The 22,483-nt window shown below is 74.3% G+C and carries 24 protein-coding genes and 2 tRNA genes; 17 read left to right on the top strand and 9 right to left on the bottom strand.

Annotated features, from left to right (window positions below; genetic code table 11):
- The first annotated feature begins 360 nt into the window (after window positions 1–360).
- The 12 genes from ACZ63H_RS09270 (at window position 361) to ACZ63H_RS09215 (ending at window position 11,696) form a co-directional block, all read left to right on the top strand.
- Window positions 361–1,272, top strand: a complete 912-nt coding sequence (locus ACZ63H_RS09270; RefSeq protein ID WP_469863191.1) for a hypothetical protein — start codon at window positions 361–363, stop codon at window positions 1,270–1,272.
- A 53-nt stretch (window positions 1,273–1,325) separates the two neighbouring features.
- The gene (locus ACZ63H_RS09265; protein WP_469863190.1) at window positions 1,326–2,081 is read left to right on the top strand and encodes a GntR family transcriptional regulator; all 756 of its coding nucleotides are present in this window, start codon (window positions 1,326–1,328) and stop codon (window positions 2,079–2,081) included.
- A 133-nt stretch (window positions 2,082–2,214) separates the two neighbouring features.
- Window positions 2,215–3,339 (top strand): TIGR03364 family FAD-dependent oxidoreductase, encoded by a 1,125-nt coding sequence (locus ACZ63H_RS09260; protein ID WP_469863189.1) that lies wholly within the window; start codon window positions 2,215–2,217, stop codon window positions 3,337–3,339.
- 8 nt (window positions 3,340–3,347) lie between these two features.
- Window positions 3,348–4,064: a phosphonatase-like hydrolase gene (locus ACZ63H_RS09255; RefSeq protein WP_469863240.1), complete on the top strand. Its 717-nt coding sequence runs from the start codon at window positions 3,348–3,350 to the stop codon at window positions 4,062–4,064.
- 1 nt (window position 4,065) lies between these two features.
- On the top strand, window positions 4,066–5,118 hold the full coding sequence (locus tag ACZ63H_RS09250; protein WP_469863188.1) for an ABC transporter ATP-binding protein: 1,053 nt from the start codon (window positions 4,066–4,068) through the stop codon (window positions 5,116–5,118).
- Window positions 5,108–5,956 (top strand): 2-aminoethylphosphonate ABC transporter permease subunit, encoded by an 849-nt coding sequence (locus tag ACZ63H_RS09245; RefSeq protein WP_469863187.1) that lies wholly within the window; start codon window positions 5,108–5,110, stop codon window positions 5,954–5,956. The genes ACZ63H_RS09250 and ACZ63H_RS09245 overlap by 11 nt, the downstream gene beginning before the upstream one ends.
- The gene (locus tag ACZ63H_RS09240; RefSeq protein ID WP_469863186.1) at window positions 5,943–6,740 is read left to right on the top strand and encodes an ABC transporter permease; all 798 of its coding nucleotides are present in this window, start codon (window positions 5,943–5,945) and stop codon (window positions 6,738–6,740) included. The genes ACZ63H_RS09245 and ACZ63H_RS09240 overlap by 14 nt, the downstream gene beginning before the upstream one ends.
- 46 nt (window positions 6,741–6,786) lie before the next feature.
- The gene (locus ACZ63H_RS09235) at window positions 6,787–7,839 is read left to right on the top strand and encodes a 2-aminoethylphosphonate ABC transporter substrate-binding protein (RefSeq protein ID WP_469863185.1); all 1,053 of its coding nucleotides are present in this window, start codon (window positions 6,787–6,789) and stop codon (window positions 7,837–7,839) included.
- Window positions 7,840–7,968: 129 nt separating this feature from the next.
- Window positions 7,969–9,459, top strand: coding sequence for an alkaline phosphatase family protein (locus tag ACZ63H_RS09230; protein WP_469863184.1), 1,491 nt, complete (start codon window positions 7,969–7,971; stop codon window positions 9,457–9,459).
- Window positions 9,460–9,537: 78 nt separating this feature from the next.
- Window positions 9,538–10,317: an HAD-IIA family hydrolase gene (locus tag ACZ63H_RS09225; RefSeq protein WP_469863183.1), complete on the top strand. Its 780-nt coding sequence runs from the start codon at window positions 9,538–9,540 to the stop codon at window positions 10,315–10,317.
- 137 nt (window positions 10,318–10,454) lie between these two features.
- Window positions 10,455–11,021 carry a hypothetical protein gene (locus tag ACZ63H_RS09220; RefSeq protein ID WP_469863182.1) on the top strand — a complete coding sequence of 189 codons (567 nt, stop codon included), beginning with the start codon at window positions 10,455–10,457 and terminating at the stop codon, window positions 11,019–11,021.
- A gap of 6 nt (window positions 11,022–11,027) precedes the next feature.
- Complete coding sequence (locus ACZ63H_RS09215) at window positions 11,028–11,696, top strand: class F sortase (RefSeq protein WP_469863181.1); 669 nt, start codon at window positions 11,028–11,030, stop codon at window positions 11,694–11,696.
- Window positions 11,697–11,700: 4 nt separating this feature from the next.
- Here the strand turns inward: ACZ63H_RS09215 and ACZ63H_RS09210 are convergent, their stop codons facing one another.
- Window positions 11,701–12,390: a FadR/GntR family transcriptional regulator gene (locus ACZ63H_RS09210; protein WP_469863180.1), complete on the bottom strand. Its 690-nt coding sequence runs from the start codon at window positions 12,388–12,390 to the stop codon at window positions 11,701–11,703.
- A gap of 77 nt (window positions 12,391–12,467) precedes the next feature.
- Window positions 12,468–12,541, bottom strand: a tRNA-Lys gene (locus ACZ63H_RS09205).
- Window positions 12,542–12,727: 186 nt separating this feature from the next.
- Between ACZ63H_RS09205 and ACZ63H_RS09200 the strand changes: the two genes are divergently transcribed.
- From ACZ63H_RS09200 to ACZ63H_RS09190, 3 genes are all read left to right on the top strand, one after another.
- Window positions 12,728–13,801, top strand: a complete 1,074-nt coding sequence (locus ACZ63H_RS09200; RefSeq protein ID WP_469863179.1) for a peptidoglycan-binding protein — start codon at window positions 12,728–12,730, stop codon at window positions 13,799–13,801.
- Between the two features lie 146 nt (window positions 13,802–13,947).
- Window positions 13,948–15,066: an SPFH domain-containing protein gene (locus ACZ63H_RS09195; RefSeq protein WP_469863178.1), complete on the top strand. Its 1,119-nt coding sequence runs from the start codon at window positions 13,948–13,950 to the stop codon at window positions 15,064–15,066.
- A gap of 122 nt (window positions 15,067–15,188) precedes the next feature.
- Entirely contained in the window at window positions 15,189–15,794 is a 606-nt protein-coding gene (locus ACZ63H_RS09190) for a lytic polysaccharide monooxygenase auxiliary activity family 9 protein (protein ID WP_469863177.1), read from the top strand.
- Window positions 15,795–15,840: 46 nt separating this feature from the next.
- Here ACZ63H_RS09190 and ACZ63H_RS09185 read toward each other — a convergent pair.
- The 7 genes from ACZ63H_RS09185 to ACZ63H_RS09155 form a co-directional block, all read right to left on the bottom strand.
- A tRNA-Lys gene (locus ACZ63H_RS09185) sits at window positions 15,841–15,914 on the bottom strand.
- 93 nt (window positions 15,915–16,007) lie between these two features.
- Window positions 16,008–16,760, bottom strand: a complete 753-nt coding sequence (locus tag ACZ63H_RS09180; RefSeq protein WP_469863176.1) for an IclR family transcriptional regulator — start codon at window positions 16,758–16,760, stop codon at window positions 16,008–16,010.
- Window positions 16,761–16,953: 193 nt separating this feature from the next.
- The gene (gene ehuA, locus ACZ63H_RS09175) at window positions 16,954–17,736 is read right to left on the bottom strand and encodes an ectoine/hydroxyectoine ABC transporter ATP-binding protein EhuA (protein WP_469863175.1); all 783 of its coding nucleotides are present in this window, start codon (window positions 17,734–17,736) and stop codon (window positions 16,954–16,956) included.
- Entirely contained in the window at window positions 17,726–18,376 is a 651-nt protein-coding gene (ehuD, locus tag ACZ63H_RS09170; RefSeq protein WP_469863174.1) for an ectoine/hydroxyectoine ABC transporter permease subunit EhuD, read from the bottom strand. The genes ehuA and ehuD overlap by 11 nt, the downstream gene beginning before the upstream one ends.
- Entirely contained in the window at window positions 18,373–19,020 is a 648-nt protein-coding gene (gene ehuC, locus ACZ63H_RS09165; protein WP_469863173.1) for an ectoine/hydroxyectoine ABC transporter permease subunit EhuC, read from the bottom strand. The genes ehuD and ehuC overlap by 4 nt, the downstream gene beginning before the upstream one ends.
- Window positions 19,017–19,934: an ectoine/hydroxyectoine ABC transporter substrate-binding protein EhuB gene (ehuB, locus tag ACZ63H_RS09160; RefSeq protein WP_469863172.1), complete on the bottom strand. Its 918-nt coding sequence runs from the start codon at window positions 19,932–19,934 to the stop codon at window positions 19,017–19,019. The genes ehuC and ehuB overlap by 4 nt, the downstream gene beginning before the upstream one ends.
- A gap of 114 nt (window positions 19,935–20,048) precedes the next feature.
- Window positions 20,049–21,002, bottom strand: a complete 954-nt coding sequence (locus tag ACZ63H_RS09155; RefSeq protein WP_469863171.1) for a D-2-hydroxyacid dehydrogenase — start codon at window positions 21,000–21,002, stop codon at window positions 20,049–20,051.
- Window positions 21,003–21,204: 202 nt separating this feature from the next.
- Between ACZ63H_RS09155 and ACZ63H_RS09150 the strand changes: the two genes are divergently transcribed.
- Both ACZ63H_RS09150 and ACZ63H_RS09145 read left to right on the top strand, forming a co-directional pair.
- Window positions 21,205–21,933 (top strand): maleate cis-trans isomerase family protein, encoded by a 729-nt coding sequence (locus ACZ63H_RS09150; RefSeq protein ID WP_469863170.1) that lies wholly within the window; start codon window positions 21,205–21,207, stop codon window positions 21,931–21,933.
- A gap of 111 nt (window positions 21,934–22,044) precedes the next feature.
- Window positions 22,045–22,413 (top strand): hypothetical protein, encoded by a 369-nt coding sequence (locus ACZ63H_RS09145; protein ID WP_469863169.1) that lies wholly within the window; start codon window positions 22,045–22,047, stop codon window positions 22,411–22,413.
- Window positions 22,414–22,483: the final 70 nt, after the last annotated feature.

The raw sequence follows: 22,483 nt of genomic DNA, 5'->3' as shown, positions 1-22,483 counted from the left end.
TTTCCGAGGGCGCGGGGAGCCGCGTGACCGGCCACGGTGTGGCCGCGGGTGTCCACGGCGGGCAGCCGGGCGGTATGGCGGTTCCCGTTGGTGGCACGGTGACGTTCCGGGGGCGCGGGGAAACACGCGACCGGACACTGCGGGGCCGCAGGCGCCTACGGCCGGCTGCCGGGCGGTGTGGCCGTTCCCGTCGGCGGCACGGTGACTTTCCGAAGGCGCGGGGAAGCCGCGCGGCCGGACACGGCGTAGTTGCCGGTGTCCACGGCCGGCAGCCACCTGTCCGCTGGTAGGGGGGACTTGCGCCGTGCCCCGGCATGGCGGTGCCGTCCGCCCCGCCCCGCCCGGCAGGGTCATGTGTTCATGCGACTGTGCACGCCCCTCGCCCTCGCCCTCACCGCAGCAGCAGCAGCCGCCACCGCCGTGACCCCCGCCGCCGTCCCCCTGCCGGCGGGCGCCGCCCGGGCCCTGCCCCACGCCCCCGCCGCCCCCTCCTGCGCCGGCACCGACGCGGGGGCCTTCCCGCTGGCCGCCCGGATCCGGGGCGGCCCGGCGTCGTACGAGGCCGGCGGCGAACCCGGCACCTGGTACCTCGACCTCACCAACACCACCGACCGGACCTGCACCGGCGTCCACCCGGTCGTGGTCCTCGTGGACGAGAAGCGCGCGCTGCGCCCGGACCAGCCCCGCCTGGACTTCTACGACGGCCCCCGCGCCCGCCGGGTCACCTTCGAGGCCACCGACGCCCAGGAACTGGTCGGCGTGCTGGACGGCCCCGGCTTCGCCGGGTTCACCGTGCCGCCCGGCCGGACCGTGAGCGTGCGGATCCGGTTCTCGCTCGCCCCCGGCGCCGTGGCCGACGAGGTCACCGCCAACGCCGCCGTCGTACAGCGGCAGGGCCAGGACGGCGACTGGGTCGGGGAGTCCGACGCCTACCGCTTCGACGTCGCCGGGGACGCGGAGGCGGGCACCGGGGGGAACCGGCGGGACACCGGGGGCGCAGGGGACGCCGAGGGCACGGATCACCCGGAGGAGGGGCGGGAGGAGGCCCGGGAGGTCCACGCCTCGCCCCCGCACCGCACCCACGACACCGTCCACCCCGTGGCCGTGCCCACCGCCACCGGCACCCCCCGCCCCCAGGACCGCCCCGGGGCCGGACGGTTGACCCGCGTCGCGGCCGAACTCACCCATCTGCCGCTCGCGGCCTTCGTCCCCCTGTTCACCCTGCTGGCCGCCCTCACCGGCGCCCTCCTCCTGTTCCGCGACCGCCGCTGACCCGGCCCCCGCCCCCTCCGCGGCCGCCGATCCCCATCTGCGACGATCCCCCCGTGGACTACCCCAACGACCAGGCCCCCGGCGCCCCCGTCCGCTCCGGCATCCCCGAGCACGGGCGCATCCCCAAGTACTACGCGGTGAAGGCGCGGATCGCCGCGCTGCTGGAGGAGCTGGGGGAGGGCGGTGTCATCCCCACCGAGCGGGACCTCGCCGAGCGGTACGACGTGGCCCGCGAGACCGTGCGGCAGGCCGTGCGGGACCTGGTGCTGGAGGGGCGGTTGCGGCGCCGGGGCCGGGGCACGGTGGTCGCCGGTCCCAAGCTGGCCCAGCCGCTGTCCCTCGCCAGCTACACCGAGGGCGTACGCCGGCAGGGGCGCACGCCCGGCCGTGCCCTCGTCACCCTCGACCGGTTCCCGTGCCCGGACCCGCTCGCCGCCGAGACCGGGCTCACCCGCGGCGAACCCGTCTGGCACCTGGAGCGCGTGCTGCTCGCCGACGACGAGCGGGTCGGCCTGGAGAGCACGTACGTCGCCGTCGCCCGGGTGCCCCGGCTGGACGCCGACTTCGATCCGGATTCCTCCTTCTACGGCTATCTCGCCGCCCAGGGCATCTCCTTCGGCGACGCCGACGAGCGGATCGAGACCGTCCTCGCCACCCCCCGCGAGGCCCTGCTCATCGGCACCCCGCCCGCCCTGCCCATGCTGCTGATCCACCGGGTCTCCCGGGACACCGGGGGCCGTCCGCTGGAGCGGGTGCGGTCGCTGTACCGGGGCGACCGCTTCTCCTTCACCACCCACCTGCGGGGCTGAGGCCCACCGGTCGTCGCACCCGCCCCTCACATCACAGAAAGATAACGGGTCTAGCCCAAACGTGATGGGTCGTTCACGCTCTCGTTGTCAGCCGGATGTCTCCGGTTCCCGAGTCCCGAGGAGCGTTACCGCCGTGAGAGTCACAGTCGTAGGAGCCGGCGTGGTGGGCACCATGCACGCCTGGCACGCAGTGCAGCGCGGCCACCAGGTCGTCCAGATCGAGCGCGAGGCCGAGGCGCGCGGCGCCTCGCTGCGCAACTTCGGGCAGATCTGGGTCAGCGGGCGCGCCGGTGGGGAAGAGCTGGAAACCGCCCTGCGGGCGCGGGAGCTGTGGGAGGGGATCGGCGGCCGGGTGCCGGCGCTGGGCTTCCGCCCCAACGGCTCCCTCACCCCGGTCCGCGGCCCGCTCGAACTGGCCGTCGCCGAGGCCGCCGTGGCCCGCGCCGACGCCGCCGCCCGCGGCTACAAGCTGCTCACCCCGGGCGAGGCCCGCGCCCTGAACCCCGCCCTGCGCGGCGACTTCACCGCGGCCCTGTACTGCGAGCGGGACGCGGCCGTGGAGCCGCGCACCGCCCAGCTCGCCCTGCGCGCGGAGCTGCTGAAGTCGCCCCACTACACCTTCCTGCCCGGCCGGGAGGTGCGCGAGGTGACCGGCGCCGGCACGGTCCGCGACGACCACGGGGACACCCACCACGCGGACGCCGTCGTGCTGTGCACCGGCGCCTGGCTCGGCGGACTCGTCCGCGAACTGGCCGGCCCGGACCTCCCCGTGCGCCGCGTCCGCCTCCAGATGATGCAGACCGACCCGCTCGGCGAGCCGCTGCCCACCTCCGTCGCCGACGCCGACAGCTTCCGCTACTACCCGGCCTACGCCTCCGCGGCGCTGGACGAGCTGAACGCCCGCCGGCCCCAGCCGGAGACCGCCGCCGCGCACAGGATGCAGCTGCTGATGGTGCAGCGCGCCGACGGCGGCCTGACCATCGGCGACACCCACGAGTACGAGCACCCCTTCGCCTTCGACACCGTCGAGGAGCCCTACGAGCACCTCACCGGCGTCGTGGAGTCCCTCCTCGGCCGGCCGCTGCCGCGCGTGCGGCACCGCTGGGCGGGCGTGTACGCGCAGTGCACCGACCCCGCCAAGGTCGTCCACCGCCAGCGGGTGCACGAGGGCGTGTGGCTGGTCACCGGGCCCGGCGGGCGCGGCATGACCTGCGCCCCCGCGATAGCCGAGACCACCGCGAACGAACTGGGCTGGTGAGCACCCCCATGACCCCCGTCACCCCGGCCACCCCGGGCACCCCCGACATCCGGCTCGTCGTCCTCGACATGGCCGGCACCACCGTCGCCGACGGCGGCCTGGTCGAACGCGCCTTCGCCGCGGCCGCCGCCGAACTGGGCGTCGAACCCGGCTCCGCCGAGCACGCCGAGCACCTGGCCTACGTCCGCGCCACCATGGGCGAGTCCAAGATCTCCGTCTTCCGCCACCTCTTCGGCGACGAGGACCGCGCCCGGCGCGCCAACACCGCCTTCGAGAAGGCGTACGCCGACCTGGTCGACCAGGGCCTGATCGCCCCCGTCCCCGGAGCCCGCGAGGCCATCGGGGAACTGACCGACAGCGGCCGTACCGTCGTCCTCACCACCGGCTTCGCCCGGGTCACCCAGGACGCCGTCCTGGACGCCCTCGGCTGGCGCGGCCTGGTGCCGCTCACCCTGTGCCCGGCCGACGCCGGCGGGCGCGGGCGGCCGTACCCGGACATGGTGCTGGAGGCGTTCGTCCGCACCAAGGCGGCCGAGGACGTCCGGCAGGTCGCGGTGGCCGGCGACACGTCGTACGACGTGCTCAGCGGCGTACGCGCCGGGGCCGGGCTGGTCGCCGGCGTGCGCACCGGCGCCCACGGCGACGCCGAGTTCACCGCCGCCGGCGCCACCCATGTCCTCGACTCCGTCGCCGGCCTGCCCGGCCTGCTCGCCGGAGACCGCTGACATGGGCATCCGCTTCGACTCCGTCACGGTCGCCTACGACGGCAACGTCGTCCTCGACTCCCTCGACCTGACCGTCGAGCCCGGAGAGGTCATGGCGCTCCTCGGACCGTCCGGATCCGGCAAGACCACCGCGCTGCGGGCGGTCGCCGGGTTCGTGCGGCCCGCGTCCGGGCGGGTGTACCTCGGCGGCGAGGACGTGACGGACCTCCCGCCGTACCGGCGCGGCATCGGCATGGTCGTCCAGAGCTACGCCCTCTTCCCGCACCTGCGCGTCGACGAGAACGTGGCCTTCGGACTCAAGGCCCGCAGAACCCCCAGGGACGAGATCCGGCAGCGGGTCGCCGAGGCGCTGGAGCTGACCGGCATGGCCGGCTATGCCCGCCGCCACCCGCGCGAGCTGTCCGGCGGGCAGCAGCAGCGCGTCGCGATCGCCCGCGCGCTCGCCATCCGGCCGCGCGTGCTGCTCCTGGACGAGCCGCTGTCCGCGCTGGACGCCCGGCTGCGCTCCGGCATGCTCGCCGAACTCGCCCGGCTGCACCGCGAACTGCCCGACGTGTCGATGCTGTACGTCACCCACGACCAGGTCGAGGCGCTGACCCTCGCCGACCGGATCGCGGTGATGGAATCGGCCCGGCTGCGGGCGTGCGGCACGCCGACGGAGCTGTACCGGGCGCCCGCCGACGCGTTCACGGCCTCCTTCGTGGGCGGCGCGAACCTGGTCCCGGTGACCGTGACCGACCGGGGCGTGTCCTTCGCGGGCACGGAGCTGCGGCTCGACACGGCGGGTGCCGCCGCGGGCGCCCGCGCCACCCTGTGCGTACGGCCGCACCTGGTCGGGCTGGGCGAGGGACCCAACCGGCTCCCGGGCACCGTCCGGGAGATCCAGTGGCGCGGCGCCACGCACCGGCTGTACGTCGAGGTCGGCGGGCACACCATGATGGCCGACGTGCGCGAGCTGAAGGAGCCGCCCGCCCTCGGCGACCCGGTGGCCCTGCACTTCGCGCCCGACGACGGCGTGCTGCTGCCCGCGGGGGTGGCCGGCGATGACCACTGACAGCGCGCTGCGGGCCCTGCCCGCCCCCTCCGCCCGGCGCGGCGGGAGCCGCCGGCGGTGGGCGGCCCACCTGTGGGTGCTCCCCCCGGTCGCCCTGCTCGCCCTCTTCTTCCTCTACCCCCTCGCCCTCGTCGTCCGCCAGTCGCTGCGGCCCGACACCGGCGGCACCTCCCTTCAGCCGTACGCCGACGTCTTCGCCTCCGAGGCGTTCCGGCACGCGCTGTGGACCACCGTGTGGCTGGCGCTGGCCTCCACCGCCGGCTGTCTCGTCCTCGGGTTCCTGCTGGCGCTGGTCATCGCGTTCGTGCCGTTCCCCGGGGCGAAGGCGGTGGCCCGGTTCATCGACGTGTACCTGTCCTTCCCGTCCTTCCTCATCACGCTGGCACTGCTGTTCCTCTACGGCGGCACGGGCGCCGTCGGCTCGTTCCGGTTCCTCACCACGCCCTGGGGCGTGCTGCTGGCGGAGGTCACCTACTTCACGCCGTTCGTGATGCGCCCGCTGCTCGCCGCGTTCGCGCAGCTCGACACCGCCCAGCTGGAGGCGGCCGGTTCACTGGGCGCGCGGGCGCCGCGCATCGTCCGGCAGGTGATCCTGCCCGAGGCGCTGCCCGCGCTCGCCGCCGGCGGCAGCCTCGTCCTGGTGCTGTGCCTCAACGAGTTCGGGATCGTGCTGTTCACCGGCGCGAAGGGGGTCACCACCCTGCCGATGCTCGTCTACGGCAAGGCGATCCTGGAGTCCGACTACCCGGGAGCCTGCGCGGTCGCCGTCGTCAACGTCCTGATCTCCGTGGGCCTGTACGGCCTGTACCGGGTGGTGAGCCGTCGTGCTGGTGCATAGCCGCAAGACCAGGTGGGCCGTGTGGGCGGTGTTCTGGGCGCTGTTCCTGCCGCTGTTCGCGCTGCCCCTGCTCGTCATCCTGGGCGCCTCCCTCGCCACCCACTGGTCCGGCGCCCTGCCCTCCGGCCCCACCCTGGACCACTACCGCGCCGCCACCCGCGGCGAGGCCCTCCAGGCGCTCACCACCAGCCTGGTCACGGCCGTAGCCGCCAGCCTGCTCGCGCTGACCGCCGGCACCTGGGCCGCGCTGGCCGGGGCCGCCCTGAAGAAGCGCCACCGCCGGGTCCTGGACGCCCTGTTCGTGCTGCCGGTCGCCGTGCCGTCGGTGGTGGTGGGCCTCGCGGTGCTGGTGGCGTTCTCCCAGCCGCCGCTGCTGCTCAACGGCACCCGGTGGATCGTCGTCACCGCCCACACCGTGCTGGTCACCGCCTTCGCCCACCAGTCGGTGTCGGCCGCCCTCACCCGCCTGGACCCGGCCTACGAACAGGCCGCCGCCTCCCTCGGCGCCCGGCCCGCCTACATCCTGTTCCGGGTGCGGCTGCCGCTGCTGCTGCCCTCGCTGACCGCCGCCGCCGGACTGTGCTTCGCGCTGTCCATGGGCGAGCTGAGCGCCACGATGATGCTCTACCCGCCGGACTGGACCCCGCTGCCCGTGCTGGTCTACGCGGCCACCGACCGGGGCGCCCTGTTCACCGGGTCCGCCGTCGCCGTGGTCCTGATGGCGGCGACCCTGCTCGTCCTGTTCGCCGTCTCCCGGGTCCGCACCCGGGCGTCGTACCGCTGAACCCCCCGAACCGTCCCCGCACCTCACGCCAGGAGTCCGCCTCGCCATGCCCGGATACCGCCTCCCGCTCGCCGTAGCCCTCACCCTCCTCGCCGCGCCCGCGCTGTCCGCCTGCGGCACCTCCGCCGCCTCCGACGCCGAGGTCGTCACCGTCTACAGCGCCGACGGCCTCAAGGGGGAGAACGGCGACGGCTGGTACGACCGCGTCTTCGAGGACTTCGAGAAGCAGACCGGCATCAAGGTGAAGTACGTCGAGGGCGGCTCCGGGGAGATGGTGCAGCGTGCCGTCCGCGAGCGGCGCAACCCGCAGGCCGACGTGCTGGTCACCCTCCCCCCGTTCATCCAGCAGGCCGCCGGCAAGGGCCTGCTGCAGAAGTACGCGCCGGCCGGCTCCGACCGGGTCGACGGCGCCGGCAGGGCCGCCGACGGTACCTGGACCTCGGTCGTCGACAACTACTTCGGCTTCGTCTACAACAAGAAGGAGCTGAAGCAGCCCCCGAAGACCTGGGAGGAACTGCTCGGCCCCCGCTACGAGAACAAGCTCCAGTACTCCACCCCCGGCGTCGCCGGCGACGGAACGGCCGTACTGATCAAGGCGATGCACGACTTCGGCGGCAAGGAGCGGGCCCTCGCCTACCTGAAGAGGCTCCAGGCCAACAACGTCGGCCCGTCCGCCTCCACCGGCAAGCTCGCCCCCAAGGTGGACAAGGGCGAACTCCTCGTCGCCAACGGCGACGTGCAGATGAACCACGCCCAGACCAAGACCATGCCGAACCTCGGCATCTGGTTCCCGGCCGGCCCCGGCGGCAAGCCCACCACCTTCGCCCTGCCCTACGCCGCCGGCCTGGTCACCAAGGCCCCGCACAGTGCCAACGGCAAGAAGCTGCTGGACTTCATGCTCGCCCGGAAGCAGCAGCAGGAGGTCAGCTCGATCGGCGGCGGCTTCGCCGCCCGCGGCGACGTCGAGGCCACCGACGCCAACGCCCGCGAACTGGCCCGGCTGATGGACGGCGTCGAGGTCTTCGAGCCCGACTGGAACGACATCGACAAGAACCTCAGCGCCTACGTCGAGGACTGGAAGTCCGCGACCGGCAGCTGACCCCCGCGGCGCGCGGCCGTGCACGGCCCCGCACCGCGAGCACCGCACCGCCCCCGGCACCACCGGGGGCGGTGGCACGACCGCTCCCTTCCCGCCCCGCACGTCCCCCCTCTCCTCCGGAGGTCCTCCGTGCCCCGTCCCTCCCGTCGCTCCTTCCTCCTCTCCGCCGCCGCCGTGGCCGCGTCCGCCGGACCGCTCGCGACCGTCGCCCGGGCCGCGACCCGCACCCCGAAGGTGCTGGTCATCGGCCTGGACGGCGCGCTGCTCAGCCGGATCAAGGACGCCGCCGCGCCGAACCTGAAGGCCCTGATGGCAGCCGGGCTGACCGCGCCCAGCAGCATCTACGCCAACCCGCTCGCCCCGACCCTCTCCGGCCCCGGCTGGTCCACGATCATCACCGGGGTCTGGCCCGACAAGCACAACGTCAAGGACAACGCCTTCACCGGCGCCCGGTTCACCCAGTACCCGGACTTCCTCACCCGCGCCGAGACCGCGCGGCCCGCCCTGTCCACGTACGCCGTCGCGTCCTGGACGCCGCTCACCGACACGGTGTTCTCGGCGAAGGTCGACACCCGCGTCTCCACCCCGGCGGCCGAGTACGACACCGGCACCACCTCCCGCGCGGTCGCCCGGCTCCGGGACGCCGACCCGGACGCCGTCTTCGTCCACCTCGACAACATCGACCACGCCGGCCACACCTACGGCGCCGCCTCCCAGCAGTACCTGGACGCCGTCAACGGCGCGGACGCGCAGGTCGGGCAGATCGTGGCCGCGGTCCGGGCCCGGCCGTCGTACGCCGCCGAGGACTGGCTGATCATGGTCACCGCCGACCACGGCCACACCGACGCGGGCGGCCACGGCGGCTCGACCCTCCAGGAGCGGCAGACGTTCCTCATCGCCACCGGGTCGGCGCTCGCGCCCGGATCGGTGCGCCACGACGTGAAGATGCCGGACGTCGCCGCCTCCGCCCTCGCCCACCTCGGCATCCCCCTCGACCCCGCCTGGCAACTGGACGGCCGCCCCGTCCAGCAGCCCGTCCCGGACGACTTCGACGCCCTGCGCGGCTCGCTGGCGACCCGTGTGGACGAGACCGGCATCCCGGCGGCCACCGTGGGCTTCACCCACACCCCGCCGCCCGGCTGGTCCGTCGACAACTCCGCGATGGGCGGCGGCGGGGTCGCCGAGTGGCGCGGCTGGTCCTTCACCACCGACGAGTTCTGGACCCAGGCCCAGCGCGACCAGAGCCGCGAGGGCAACATCCGCGCCCGGAACGTCTTCGCGGTGGCCGACGGCGACGAGTGGACCGACAAGGCCTTCACCGGCACCTTCGACTCCACCCTGGTCAGCCCCGCCTACCCGGTCACCGGCGGCGGCACGGCCGTGCTGACGTACACCACCTACTACCGCCACGAGTCCCCGCAGAAGGGCGAGGTCCTCGTCTCCTACGACGGCGGCACCCCGGTGAGCGTGCGGACGTACACCGCCGACGTGCCCTCGCGCACCGAGACGGTCACCCTCCAGGTCCCGGCGGGCGCCACCACCGCCCGCGTCCGCTTCCGTTACACCGGCGGCAACAACTGGTACTGGGTGATCGACGGGGTCCGTATCGACCGGTCCTGACTAGGCTGGGGGCGTCGGTACGCCGCTGTTCCGGCGCCCCCCGTTTACCGTTCGCACGTACGCCAGGAGACGCAGCACATGGCAGACCGCAAGCCCATCGAGTCGTGGCTCACCGACATGGACGGCGTCCTGATCCACGAGGGCGTGCCCATCCCCGGCGCCGACGCCTTCCTGAAGAAGCTGCGCGAGTCCGGGCGGCCCTTCCTGGTGCTCACCAACAACTCCATCTACACCGCACGCGACCTGCACGCCCGGCTGCGCCGGATGGGCCTGGACGTGCCGGTGGAGAACATCTGGACGTCGGCGCTGGCCACCGCCCAGTTCCTGAACGACCAGCGGCCCGGCGGCAGCGCCTACGTCATCGGCGAGGCGGGCCTGACCACCGCCCTGCACGACATCGGCTACATCCTCACCGACCACGAGCCCGACTTCGTGATCCTCGGCGAGACCCGCACCTACTCCTTCGAGGCGCTGACCAAGGCCGTCCGGCTGATCAACGGCGGTGCCCGGTTCATCGCCACCAACCCCGACAACGTCGGCCCCTCCACCGAGGGCGACCTGCCCGCCACCGGCTCGGTCGCCGCGCTGATCACCGCCGCCACCGGCAAGAAGCCGTACTTCGTCGGCAAGCCCAACCCGCTGATGATGCGGGCCGGACTGAACGCGCTCGGCGCGCACTCCGAGAACTCGGCGATGATCGGCGACCGGATGGACACCGACGTCCTCGCGGGCCTGGAGGCCGGGATGCGCACCTTCCTCGTGATGACGGGCGTCACCCGGCCCGCCGACGTCGACCGCTACCCGTTCCGCCCGTCGCAGACCGTCGACTCCATCGCGGACCTCGTCGACCTGGTCTGAGCACGGGATCCGGCCGGCCCCGGGCGCGGGTCCGCCCGGCCGAAACCCCGTGCCACCCGTTCGGAGCAGCCCGGCGCCTCCCGAGGATGCGGAGGCGCCCGGTGCGGGGGAGCCTCCTGAATAACTGGAGGTTCACGATGGGCTCACTACGCCTCACTGTCTGTACCGCAATCCTCGCCGCCGCGGTCACCGCGGCCGCTCCCGCGGCCCACGCGGCGGACACGGCGGACGGCGGCGGCTCGGTCGCCGTGATCCCCGCCTCCCCGGCGCCCGGCGCCGACCTCACCGTGCGCACGGAGGGCTGCACGGGCGAGCAGGGCACCGCCGCCTCGGCCGCCTTCGTCTCCGACGCCCGGCTGACCGGTGCCCGGGGCGCCCTGACCGGCGAGACCCGGGTCCGTTCAGGCCTCGAACCGGGCGCCTACACCGTGAAGGTCGGCTGCGGCGACCGGGTGGTCACCGGCAGTCTCACGGTCGGCGGCCCGGACGGTGCCCGGTCCGCCGCGCCCGCCGCCCCGGTCTCCACCGCCGCCTCGCCCGTCGCCCCGGTCCCCGCGGGCGGCGGCGGCACCGCGCACTTCGCCACGGTCGCCACCAGCGGCTCCGGCCCCGACGCCGGGCAGGCGGTGACCGGCCTGGCGCTGGCCGGTCTCGCCGCGCTGGCCGTCGGGGTGCGCGCCCGCCGCACGCGCGGCACCCGCTGACCGCCCGTGTCCGGCGAGCGGGGGCGCGACGGCACCGGACGGCTGGCCACCGCCCTGACCTGGGCGCTGCTGCTGTGCGGGCTGTGGCTGTGGGGGCGCGAGGTGAGCGACGGGACGCACGGCGCGGACGGCCCCGCCACGGGCGGCGTCCTCGCGGCGGACCCGGCCGCCGATCCCGCCCGGCTGCCCGGCGCGGCCCGGCCCCTGGCCGGCGCGGTGCCCCAGCGCGTCGACATCCCCGCCCTGGGCGTGCAGGCCCCGGTGGTGGCCCGCGGCCTCGACGCCCGGGGCGCGATCGACCCGCCGCCCTACGACCAGCCGGGCGTGGTCGGCTGGTACCGCGCCGGCCCCGGGCCCGGCGCCGCCGGGGCGGCCCTGCTGGTGGGCCACGTCGACACCGCGACCCGGCCCGCCGTCTTCTACCGGCTCGGCACCCTGAAGCCGGGCCACCGGGTCCGGGTGGTCCGCGCGGACGGCAAGGTCGCCGAGTTCACCGTCGAGGACGTCCGCGTCCTGCCCCGCGCCGGCTTCGACGCCCACGCGGCCTACGGCCCCCGCCGGCCGGGCCGCGCCGAGCTGCGCCTGATCACCTGCGGCGGGGCCTTCGACCGGGCCACCGGCAGCTACACGGCGAACGTGGTCGTCTCCTCGTACCTGACCCGCGTGTCCGGGTGAGCGGTCAGGGGCCGGCCGTGGGCGTCCGGGACAGGCGGGCACGGAGGTTGCCGAAGTGGTCCCTTATGGCGCGTTCCGCCCGCAGGGAGTCACCGGACCGCACCGCGTCCAGGATCTCCCGGTGCTGCCGGCAGGTGAGCAGCGGATCCCGGGGGGTCGCCGCCAGGTCCCGCTGCACCCGGTGGAAGGCGTCCCAGAACGCCTCCAGCACCTCGCCGAGCAGCACGTTGTCCAGCCCCCGGTACAGCGTGGCGTGAAAGGCGCGGTCGGTCTCGGCGAGCCCGGCGCCCTCGGCGGCCTCCCGCTCCATCCGGTCCACGAGCGCGTCCAGCTCCGCCAGGTCCGCCTCGGGCAGCCGCCCGGCCAGCCGTGACACCAGTCCCGTCTCCACGGCCTCGCGCAGCTCCAGCAGCTGGAGCAGCGAGTCCTCGCCCCGGTAGTGGCCGGCCACGGTCCGGAAGGCCAGCCCCTCGATCATCGGCGCGAACGACATCGAGCCGACGTACGTCCCGAAACCGTGCCGGATCTCCACGATGCCCATCGCCTGGAGCGCCTTCAGGGCCTCCCGCACCGAGTTCCGGCTCGCCCCCAGCAGCCGCATCAGCTCCGGCTCGGTGGGCAGCGGGGCGCCCGAGGGCAGCCGCCGGTCCACGATCAGCTTCTTGATCCGCTCCTGAAGGTCCCGGGCTGCCATGGCCAGAGCGTAACCGGCCATTCGGGTGCCGGGGCAGACGAAAAGCCCCCCGCTCGCGCGAGGGGCTTTCCGGTCGGTGCGCCGCCAGGGACTCGAACCCCGGACCCGCTGATTAAGAGTCAGCTGCTCTAACCAACTGAGCTAGCGGCGCCTGCTGACGAGGAAAACTCTACCCGACCTCCCGGGGTGCTCCGGACCACGCCCGGGTGGCCCGTACGTCGTCCGGAGGGCCCGCGTACATCATTCGGACCGTCAGAATGCGCGATTCCAAGGCGGTTGGGAAACTGATCAACGTGTGCACGCGCGGACACATCACCCCGAATGTGAGGCAGATCGCATGACCGCTCCGATGTTCGAGGAAGTCGGCCCCGCGAGCGACTGCCCCTGCCCCGACTGCCGCCTCGCCCGGCGGCCCTCCCCCCGCCCCGGCCGCGCCCGCCCCGCGGCCCGCGGTGTCGTCGTCGTGGCCGCGGCCTCGGCCGCCCTCGGCGCGGTCCCCCCGGCCGTCGCCGTCGCCGCCCCCGGCCAGGCCCCGCACCGCGAGGCGCTGCCCGGCGACGGCGGGCCCGCCACCCCGCAGGGCCCCAGGGGCCCGCTGTACGGCAGGCCGGACGGCCCCGAGAAGACCCCCGCCGAGCCGATCCCGGCCACCACCCGGACCGACATCATCAAACGGGCCAAGACCTGGGTGGCGGCCAAGGTGCCGTACAGCATGACCGCCTACTGGTCCGACGGCTACCGGCAGGACTGCTCGGGCTATGTGTCGATGGCCTGGGGACTGCCGGGCAACGAGTGGACGGGCAGCCTCGGCCAGTTCGGCACGAAGATCACCAAGGCGGAGCTGCAACCGGGGGACATCCTGCTGTTCCACAACCCCGACAACCCGGAGAAGGGCTCGCACGTCGTGATCTTCGGCGGCTGGACGGACCACACGCACACCTCCTACACGGTCTACGAGCAGACACCCCCGCACGCCCGCAGCCAGGCCACCCCCTATCCCTACTGGAGCAACGCCGACAAGTACGTCCCCTACCGCTACAAGGGCCTGCCCCAGGGCGCGGCCGGCGCCCGGGCGGCCGGCGGTACCGAGGCCGAGGGGCTGCCCGGCCGGCGCACCCGGGAGCTGCCGGCCACCGGGCGGGGCGAGGACATCGGCCCCGCCTCGCACGGGGTGCCCGGCTATCCCGGCCGGGCCTTCTTCCGGCCGGGCGCGGTCAACGACCACGTCACCCGGCTCGGCGCCCGGCTGGTGCGGCGGGGGTACGGCAGGTTCTACGCCCACGGCCCGGGCCCGCGCTGGGGCGAGGCGGACCGGCGTGCCGTGGAGGCGTTCCAGCGCGCCCAGGGCTGGCGGGGCGGCGCGGCCGACGGCTTCCCGGGCCCGGAGACCTGGCGCCGGCTGTTCGCCTGAACCCCCTGTTCACCCGAAGCCGCTGTCGACCGGAACCCGCTGTTCTTCCGGACCGCCGGCCGGCCCGGGCACGTTCCCGTCCACCCCCTTTGTTCCCTTTGTTCCCCCTTGTTCATGACGCGTCTGGCGCGGAGGCTGGAGCACGCATGAGTACGACCACACCCCACACCCCGCCCGAGTCGGAGGGGCAGTCGGCCGGTACCGGCGTCCGGCCGGCCCGGCTGATCCAGAACGAGGCGACCACCGAGATCCCCGTCCACCTGCTCTTCCGGGACGGTCCCGACCCGGTGCGGGTACCGCTCGGACCGGCGGTGGTGACCCGCCGGCGGGGCACCGGCGAGCAGCCCCGGCCGGGCCGCCCGGTGCCCGTGCGCAGGCGGCCGCTGCCGGAGGTGGAGGCCGGACTGGCGGAGCGCCCGGCACGGGTGCTGCCCGGGGCGGCCGGGCTGCTCGCCGGCGCCTGCGGGCTCACCGGCGCGCTGGCCACCACCTGGTGGGCGGGACTGCTGCCGGCGGCCCAGGCGCTCGGGCTGCCGGCGCCCGCGGGCTCCGGTCCCGGCCCGGCCCACTGGGCGGCGTACGCCGGGGCCGGGCTGCTGGGCGCGGCCGGGTTCGGCGGGCTGGCCCGGGGACGCGCCGGACGGGCCTGGGTGCTGGGCCTGTTCGGGCGGTACCGGGGGACGGTCCGGCGCACCGGGCTGCTGTGGGTGAATCCGCTGCTGCCGCGCCGCCGGGTGGACGTGCGGCTGCGGCACTGGCGCAGCGAGGCGATGCCGGCGGTGGACCCGGACGGGATGGCGCTGCGGGTGGTGGTGCTGGTGGTGTGGCGGGTGCGGGACACCGCGCGGGCCCTGCTCGGCATCGACGACCACGAGACGTACCTGCGCGAGTGCGTGGAGGCGGCGCTGGCCCGGGTGCCGGTGGAGCCGGCGGGCGGGGTGCGGGGCGGGACGACGGCGGCGGGGGACGCGCTGACCCGGCTGGTGGCCGAGGAGACCGCGCCGGTGGGGGTGGAGGTGTTCTCGGTGCAGCCGGTCCGGGTGGAGTACGCCCCCGAGGTGGCCGCCGCGGTGCACCGGCGCCGGATCGCCGCGCTGGACGCCCGGCAGCGGGCCGGCCTGCTCAGTTCGGTGGTGGACTCGGTGGAGGACACGGTGACCCGGCTGACCACGCGGGGCCTGGTCGAACTGGACGACTACGACCGCAAGGTGCTCGTCCGGGACCTGACCGTGGCGTTCTGCTCGGGGCGCGGGGAACCGGTGTAGCGGTGGCGGCCGACGCCTCCGCGGTTGGTATGGACATGTTCAACTAACGGCCATAATCTGAGTCTTGGTCTAGACCTACCTGCACGGCTCACCGAACTCCCCACGTCCCCAGGAGCGGCAGCATGCGCACCAAGACCAAGTTGTCCGCGGTCGTACTGGGCGCGGTGACCGCCGGAGCGTTCGCGCTCTCCACCGGCGGTGCCAGCGGCCACGGTTACACCGACCTCCCCATCAGCAGGCAGAAGCTCTGCCAGAACGGCACCGTGGCCAACTGCGGCCAGATCCAGTGGGAGCCGCAGAGCGTCGAGGGCCCCAAGGGCTTCCCGGCCGGCGGGCCCGCCGACGGCCAGATCTGCAACGCCGGGCTGGGCCAGTTCTCCCAGCTCAGCGCGCCGAAGACGCCGTCCGGCGCGGCCTGGCCCACCACGAAGGTGACGGGCGGCCAGTCGTACGCGTTCCGCTGGCAGTTCACCGCCCGGCACGCCACGACGGACTTCAAGTACTACATCACCAAGCCGGGCTGGAACCAGGACCACAACCTCGCCCGCTCGGACCTCAACCTCACGCCGTTCCTGACGGTGCCCTACGGCGGACAGCAGCCGCCGTCCACGCTCAGCCACAGCGGCACCCTGCCGTCCGGCCTGAGCGGGCACCACGTCATCGTCTCGGTGTGGACGATCGCCGACACGGGCAACGCGTTCTACGCCTGCTCGGACGTCACCTTCTGAGCGCACGCCGAAGGGCCCCCCGCCGAGGCGAGGGGCCCTTCACAGGTGCGCCGCCAGGGACTCGAACCCCGGACCCGCTGATTAAGAGTCAGCTGCTCTAACCAACTGAGCTAGCGGCGCGTGACTCCCGCCCGCCTCGGATCTGTGCTTCCCGCGGCCGGCGACGAAGAAAATACTACCTGGTCCCCAGGGGTGCTCGTGACCGGGCGGCGGCTAGATCGCCAGCGAGAGCAGGACCGGCGCCGCGTGGCGGTTCAGGGCGTCCGCGGCCCGCTTGAGCCGGTGCGCGTCCCGCACCGGCAGCGACAGGGCCAGGCAGCCGACCGTGGAGCCGGCGGTGACCGGTACGGCGGCGCAGACCGTGCCGACCGCGTACTCCTGGAGGTCGAGCACCGGCGCCGACGGCGGCTGGGACTCCAGCCGGGACAGCAGCAGCTTGTCGCTGGTGATCGTGCGCGAGGTGAGCCGGGCCATCTTGTGCCGGGAGAGGTGCTCGCGGCGGGCGCCGGGGTCGAGCTGGGTCAGCAGGCTCTTGCCGACGGCCGTGGCGTGGGCGGAGCAGCGGAAGTCCACCCACTCGTTGACCGCCGGGGTGGCCGGCCCGGCCGCGTACTGGGTGACCCGGACCTCGCCGTCCACGTACCGGCTGAGGTAGACCGCCGCGCCGACCGCGTCGCGCAGCCGCTCCAGGTTGTGCTGGAGGTTGTCGCGCAGGGCCCGCTCCCGGTCGTGCGCCGAGCCGAGGCGGCGCAGGGTCTCCCCGGTGACGTACGCGCCGTCGGCGATCTCCCGGACGTAGCCCTCGCGGCGCAGCATCCGCAGCAGTCCGGTGAGCCGCCCGGGGAGCAGTCCGGTGCGACGGGCCAGCTCGGTGCCGGTGATGCCGGCGGGGTGCCGGGAGACGGTCTCCAGCACGCGCAGGGCTTCCTGGGCGCAGTGGTACGGGGCGGTCGGCTTGAAACTCATGGGTCCCCCTCGGCCGCGATCCGGGTCGGATCGTGTCCACGATAGCCGCGGACGAACCCCGGGGAAGAGGGAGCCGGCGAGATTCACGCCCTCCGTGCGCGCGCCCCTACCGGCCGGAAAATCCCCTGGCATATGCCACAGACACGTTCCGACGCCGGGACCTCGCCGGTTCCCGCCAGGGGCCCGCCGGCGCTCACCGGACCGCGCTGACGAACTCCCGGGTCCGTTCCCGCTCCGGGTCGCCGAAGATCTGCTCCGGCGGGCCGGCCTCGATGACCCGGCCCCCGTCGAACATCAGCACCTGGTCGGAGATGTCCCGGGCGAAGCCCATCTCGTGGGTCACGCACAGCATCGTGATGTCGGTGCTGCGCGCGATGTCCCGCAGCAGGTCCAGCACGCCCGCGACCAGCTCCGGGTCGAGCGCGGAGGTCACCTCGTCCAGCAGCAGCACCTGGGGCCGCATCGCCAGCGCCCGGGCGATCGCCACCCGCTGCTGCTGACCGCCGGACAGCCGGGTCGGCCGCACGTCGCACTTGTCGGCCAGGCCCACCAGGTCCAGCAGCTCCCGCGCCCGTGCCTCGGCCTCGTCCTTCGACAGGCCGAGCACCCGGACCGGCGCCTCGGTGATGTTGCGCAGCACCGACATGTTCGGGAACAGGTTGAACTGCTGGAACACCATCCCGATCTTCTTGCGGACCTCCCGGACCTGCTTCTCCGGCGCCGGGAACAGCCGCTGCCCGGCCACGGTGATGGTGCCCTCGTCCGGCTTGGCGAGGGTCATCAGCAGCCTGAGGATCGTGGTCTTGCCGGACCCGGAGGGCCCGATCAGGGTGACGTGCCGGCCCGTGTCCACGGTCAGGTCCAGCCCGTCCAGGACGGTGTGGTCACCGAATCGTTTCGTCACGCCTTCCAGGCGGATCAGCTCGGTCGGGGCGGTGCCGGCCGGGGCCGGCTGCTTGCGGGTCTCAACGGACAAGGCGTCGCTCCAGGGTGCGCAGAAGAAGGGAGGCCAGGTACGACACGACGACGAAGGCGACGCCGATCACCGTCAGCGGTTCGGTGAACTGGAAGTGCTGCTGGGAGACGAGCCGCGCCCGGCCCAGCATCTCCAGCACGCCGATCGTCATCAGCATCGGCGTGTCCTTCAGCATCGCGATGACGTAGTTGCCGAGCGGCGGCACCACCCGGCGCACCGCCTGCGGCAGCACCACCGCCGTCCAGGTCCGCCGCACCGGCAGGCTCAGCGCCGTCGCGGCCTCCCACTGACCCGCCGGCACCGCCTCGATGCCGGCCCGGTAGACCTGCATCGTGTAGGTCGAGTAGTGCAGCCCGAGCCCGAGGACCCCGGTGGTCAGCGGGGACAGGGTCACCCCCGCCTCGGGCAGCACGTAGAACAGGAAGAACAGCTGCACCAGCAGCGGGGTGTCCCGCACGAACTCCGTGAAGACCCCCACCGGCCAGCGCACCCACCGGGTCGGCGCCCGCATCAGCAGGGTCCACACCAGGCCCAGCGCGAACGAGATCAGCGACCCCAGGGCCAGCGCCTCCAGGGTGACGACGAGCCCCTTGCCGAAGTACGGCAGGAAGTCGGCGACGGCTCCCCAGTCCCAGGTCATCGGGCCACCCCCGCCTTCAGCCGGCGCTCCAGGCCGCGCATCCCGCGGGTCAGCAGGAAGGCGATCACGAAATAGATCAGCAGCAGGTACGCGTAGATCTGGGCGCTCTGCTGGAGGGCGAGCCGGACCAGGTTGCCGCTGAACGCCAGGTCGCCCATGCCCGTGATGGACACCAGCGCGGTGCCCTTGAGCAGCTCGACCAGCAGGTTGGAGAAGGAGGGGATCATCTCCGGCACCGCCTGCGGCAGCAGGACCAGCCGCAGCCGCTGCCAGGGCGAGAAGCCGAGCGCGATCCCGCCCTCGCGCTGCGCCGGGTCCACCGCCGCCAGCGCGCCGCGCACGATCTCCGCGCCGTACGCGCCGTAGGTCAGGCCCAGCGCGAGCGTGCCCGCCCACATCGGCACCAGCTGCCAGCCGAAGGCGACCGGCAGCACGAAGAACACCCAGAAGATCATCACCAGCGCCGAGATACCCCGGAACACCTCGGTGTACAGGCCCGCGACGAAGCGGACCAGCCGCGACCGGTGGGTGCGCGCGGCCCCGGCGACGAAGGACACCACGGCGGCCAGCAGCGCGCTGTACACCAGCAGTTGAAGGGTGACGCCCACTCCCTGGAGGACGATTTTCCACAGCCCCGCGGTCATCGGCGGCACAGCTCCTTCGCGGTCAGGGTCGTCATCTCCGCCTTGGTGAAGCCGAAGGGCCGCACGATCCGGTACAGCTCCCCGCTCCCGCGCAGCTTGTGCAGCTCGGTGTTGAAGGCGTCCCGCAGCCGGGTCTCCGTCGGCCGGAACGCGAACGCGCCGCCGTCGGCCTTGGGCCTGCCGTCCACGAGCGCGACGAACGGCTCGGTCGACTCGGCCTTGGCGGAGCCCCGGGCGACCATCCGCGCGGTGACGGCCGTGGCCGCGAACAGGTCCACCCGCCCGGACTCCACCGCGTTCAGCCCGGCCACCTGGTCCGGGACGATGACCAGGTCGCCCTCCTCGAAGCCCGCCTCCACGGCGTGCTGGATCTGCGCGTACCCGGTCCCGGTGGCGATCTTGGCGTGCCGGCGCAGCGCGTCCGCGTAGGTGCGCAGCCCGAGCGGGTTGCCCTTGCGGACGATGAACGCGTCCGGCATCCGGTAGTCGGGATCCGCGAAGATCACCTGCTCGCAGCGGTCCGGGGTGACGTACATCCCGGCGGCCACCACGTCGAACTGCTGGGCGTTCAGCCCCGGGATCAGCGAGCCGAACTCGGTCGGCACCGGCTGTACCCGGTCCACCCCGAGCCGCTTGAAGATCACCCTGGCCAGCTCGGGCGCCTCCCCGGTGAGCCTGCCGTCCCGGTCGATGTACCCGAAGGGGACCTCGCCGGCGATCCCGAGCCGGACGACACCCTGGGCGCGCAGCCGCTCCAGCAGGTCGCCGCCGTCCTCGCCGGACGCCGACGCCACCCGCGTGCAGCCCACCGCGCCCAGAGCGCCGAACGCCGCGAGGCCCGCGAGCACCGAGCGCCGGGTGTGCCCGCGCGCCGGCCGTCTGGTGTGTGTGTCGATCCCACGTGGTGCAGCCATGGCGGCGCGGCTACCCAGACGCGATCGGGCTATGCACCCCGCTTTTCCCGGCCGGGCGAGGCGTCGCCGCCCCGCCCGGTCCGGGTGGCGCGCCCCGGCCCACGGCGGGGCCGGTCAGTGACCGGGCACGTAACCACGCGCCTTGTCGACCACGTTCGGCAGGGATCTGCCCGCCGCCCACCGCTCGTACAACTCGACGAACTGCGCGCCGAGTTCGTCGCGCCGCCCGAAGGTGTCCCCGCTCATGTGCGGCGACACGATCAGCCCCGGCAGCTCCCACAGCGGGCTGTCCCCGGGCAGCGGTTCGGCGGCGAACACGTCCAGCGCCGCGCCCGCGATCCAGCGCCTTCGAAGCGCCTCGGCGAGGGCCTCCTCGTCCACCAGGGCGCCCCGGCCGACGTTCACGAAGAACGCCGAGGGCTGCATCACCCCGAACCGGTGCGTGTCGAACATGTGGTGCGTCCGCTCGGTCAGCGGGGCCGCCGCTATCACCCAGTCCGCGCGGGAGACCAGCCGGTCCAGGTCGTCCGGGCCGTGTATCCCGGTCCGGGGCCTGCGCCCGACCAGCGCCGTCGTCACTCCGAGGGCCTTCAGCGCGCGCACTATGGCCCGCCCGACCGGTCCCGAGCCGACCACGCACGCGTGCGTGCCCGCCACCCGCCGGGTCTCCCGGTGCCGCCAGGTCCGCTCCCGCTGGTGGGCCAGGGTGCGCGGCAGATCCTTGGCGACCGCCAGTACCAGGGCCGCCACGTACTCGGCCACCGGCTGCTCGAAGATGCCGCGCGCGTTGGTCACCACCGTCCGGGACGCGGCCAGCTCCGGGCTCATCAGATGGTCCACGCCCGCGCTCGCCGTGTGCACCCAGCGCGGCCGGGGACCGTCCCCCGGCCACGCCTCGCGCACCGCGTGCGAGGCGGAGTCCCACACCAGCAGCACGTCCGCGGCCGGCAGCAGCTCCGCCAGACGGGCCGCGTCCGTGCGCACGATCCGGGCACGTCCGGTGAGCCGGCCGAGCCGGGGCGGCGGATCGGCGTCGAGCACCAGCACGGTGGGGGGCGACGGCGTCATGCGGGGCGGCTCCCGAAGGCTGACCTGCGCGGACCGGGCACGGACCGACCACGCTCGCACCGGAACCCGGCGCCGTCAACACGGCCGCGCACAGGGAGGGGCGGCGCCGCGCCGACGGGGTACCCGCAAGCGTGGGCCCCCGCCGGGCACGGCCGCCCGGGGGACGGGCCGTACCGCCGGACCATCATCAGGAAGGCTGGACATGACCGCACTCGGACTCCTCTACCCGGGCCACTCCGCCGAGGACGACTATCCGCGCATCGAGCAGCTCCTGGGCAGCGACATCCGGGTGGACCTCGTCCACACCGACCCCGCCGAGGACGCGCACCGGGTGGCCGCGCTCGCCGGGCGGGACTCCGCCGAGCGGCTCGCCGAGGGCGTGGAGGCGCTGCGGCTGGCCGGGGTCGAGACGGTGGTGTGGGCGGGCACCGGCGGCTTCACGCGCGGCTGGGACGCCGCCCAGGAACAGGTGCGGACCCTCGCCCGGCTGGCCGGGATGCCGGCCTCCGCCACCTCCTTCGCCTTCGTCCACGCGGCCCGCGAACTGGGCGTGCGCCGGGTCGCCGTCGGCACGGCCCGTCCCGAGGAGGTCGCCGGGCCGTTCGCGGACTTCCTGCGGGCCGGCGGCCTGGAGGTGACCGGCCTGCGCTCCTCGGGGACCGCCTCCCCGGCCGAGGTCGCCGCCTGGGGGGAGGAGGACGTGCTCACCCTGGCGCGCGCGGCCGTCACCCCGGACGCCCAGGCCGTCCTGCTGCCCGACACCGCCCTGCACACCGCGGCCCACCTGGGCCTGCTGGAGAAGGCCCTGTCCAAGCCGGTCCTCACCGCCAGCCAGGTCACGGTCTGGGAGGGCCTGCGGCTGGCGGACCGCCGGGTGAACGCGCCGACCCTGGGCAGCCTGTTCACCCGGGAGCCGCTGGTGCAGGCGTAGTGCCCCCGCCCTCCCCGTCGTACGGCGCCGGCCCCTTGCGGGGGCGCGGGACAATGGACGGTGGCCCACCCGAAGGCGGTGCCGTCGACCCGTACGAGGAGGAGACAAGACATGGCGGAGCCCACGCCGCGTCGCAACGAACCGCGGCTACGCCCCGCGCCCCTGCTCTTCGAGCCCGCGGAGGCGGCCGGTGACCCCGAGCACTTCTTCGATCTGGAGTCGATCGAGGACCCGCGGGAGCTGCTGTCCCGGGCCACGGAGCTGACCCAGGCGTTCCGCGCGGCGGCCGACCGGGCCCTGGAGTTCCAGGCCGTCGCCGCGGCCCAGCTCGCCGACCCGCGCCGGTTCGACCGGCTGACCCCGGCGGACATCGCCGAGCGGGCGGAGTGGACCGAGGACTATGCCAAGAAGATGGTCGAGTTCGGGCGGGACCTGATGCGCGGGGAGGGCGAGGGTCGGGCGTCCGCCGACTCCCTGTAGGCCACGTGCGGGCGGACGCCGGCCGCGTTCCCGCGGCAACCCCCCGGGAACGCGGCCGGCCCTGCCGCAC

It is taken from the genome of Streptomyces sp. NPDC104831 (genome assembly GCF_055583025.1).
The sequence above is the reverse complement of the archived record's forward strand: the minus strand, read 5'-3'. Positions and strand labels throughout refer to the sequence as shown.

Coding starts and splice junctions, on each gene's coding strand:
- ACZ63H_RS09270 (WP_469863191.1), top strand. CDS start 361: ATGCGACTGTGCACGCCCCTCGCCCTCGCCCTCACCGCAGCAGCAGCA.
- ACZ63H_RS09255 (WP_469863240.1), top strand. CDS start 3,348: ATGACCCCCGTCACCCCGGCCACCCCGGGCACCCCCGACATCCGGCTC.
- ACZ63H_RS09250 (WP_469863188.1), top strand. CDS start 4,066: ATGGGCATCCGCTTCGACTCCGTCACGGTCGCCTACGACGGCAACGTC.
- ACZ63H_RS09245 (WP_469863187.1), top strand. CDS start 5,108: ATGACCACTGACAGCGCGCTGCGGGCCCTGCCCGCCCCCTCCGCCCGG.
- ACZ63H_RS09235 (WP_469863185.1), top strand. CDS start 6,787: ATGCCCGGATACCGCCTCCCGCTCGCCGTAGCCCTCACCCTCCTCGCC.
- ACZ63H_RS09225 (WP_469863183.1), top strand. CDS start 9,538: ATGGCAGACCGCAAGCCCATCGAGTCGTGGCTCACCGACATGGACGGC.
- ACZ63H_RS09220 (WP_469863182.1), top strand. CDS start 10,455: ATGGGCTCACTACGCCTCACTGTCTGTACCGCAATCCTCGCCGCCGCG.
- ACZ63H_RS09210 (WP_469863180.1), bottom strand. CDS start 12,390: ATGGCAGCCCGGGACCTTCAGGAGCGGATCAAGAAGCTGATCGTGGAC.
- ACZ63H_RS09200 (WP_469863179.1), top strand. CDS start 12,728: ATGACCGCTCCGATGTTCGAGGAAGTCGGCCCCGCGAGCGACTGCCCC.
- ACZ63H_RS09195 (WP_469863178.1), top strand. CDS start 13,948: ATGAGTACGACCACACCCCACACCCCGCCCGAGTCGGAGGGGCAGTCG.
- ACZ63H_RS09190 (WP_469863177.1), top strand. CDS start 15,189: ATGCGCACCAAGACCAAGTTGTCCGCGGTCGTACTGGGCGCGGTGACC.
- ACZ63H_RS09180 (WP_469863176.1), bottom strand. CDS start 16,760: ATGAGTTTCAAGCCGACCGCCCCGTACCACTGCGCCCAGGAAGCCCTG.
- ehuD (WP_469863174.1), bottom strand. CDS start 18,376: ATGACCTGGGACTGGGGAGCCGTCGCCGACTTCCTGCCGTACTTCGGC.
- ehuC (WP_469863173.1), bottom strand. CDS start 19,020: ATGACCGCGGGGCTGTGGAAAATCGTCCTCCAGGGAGTGGGCGTCACC.
- ehuB (WP_469863172.1), bottom strand. CDS start 19,934: ATGGCTGCACCACGTGGGATCGACACACACACCAGACGGCCGGCGCGC.
- ACZ63H_RS09155 (WP_469863171.1), bottom strand. CDS start 21,002: ATGACGCCGTCGCCCCCCACCGTGCTGGTGCTCGACGCCGATCCGCCG.
- ACZ63H_RS09150 (WP_469863170.1), top strand. CDS start 21,205: ATGACCGCACTCGGACTCCTCTACCCGGGCCACTCCGCCGAGGACGAC.
- ACZ63H_RS09145 (WP_469863169.1), top strand. CDS start 22,045: ATGGCGGAGCCCACGCCGCGTCGCAACGAACCGCGGCTACGCCCCGCG.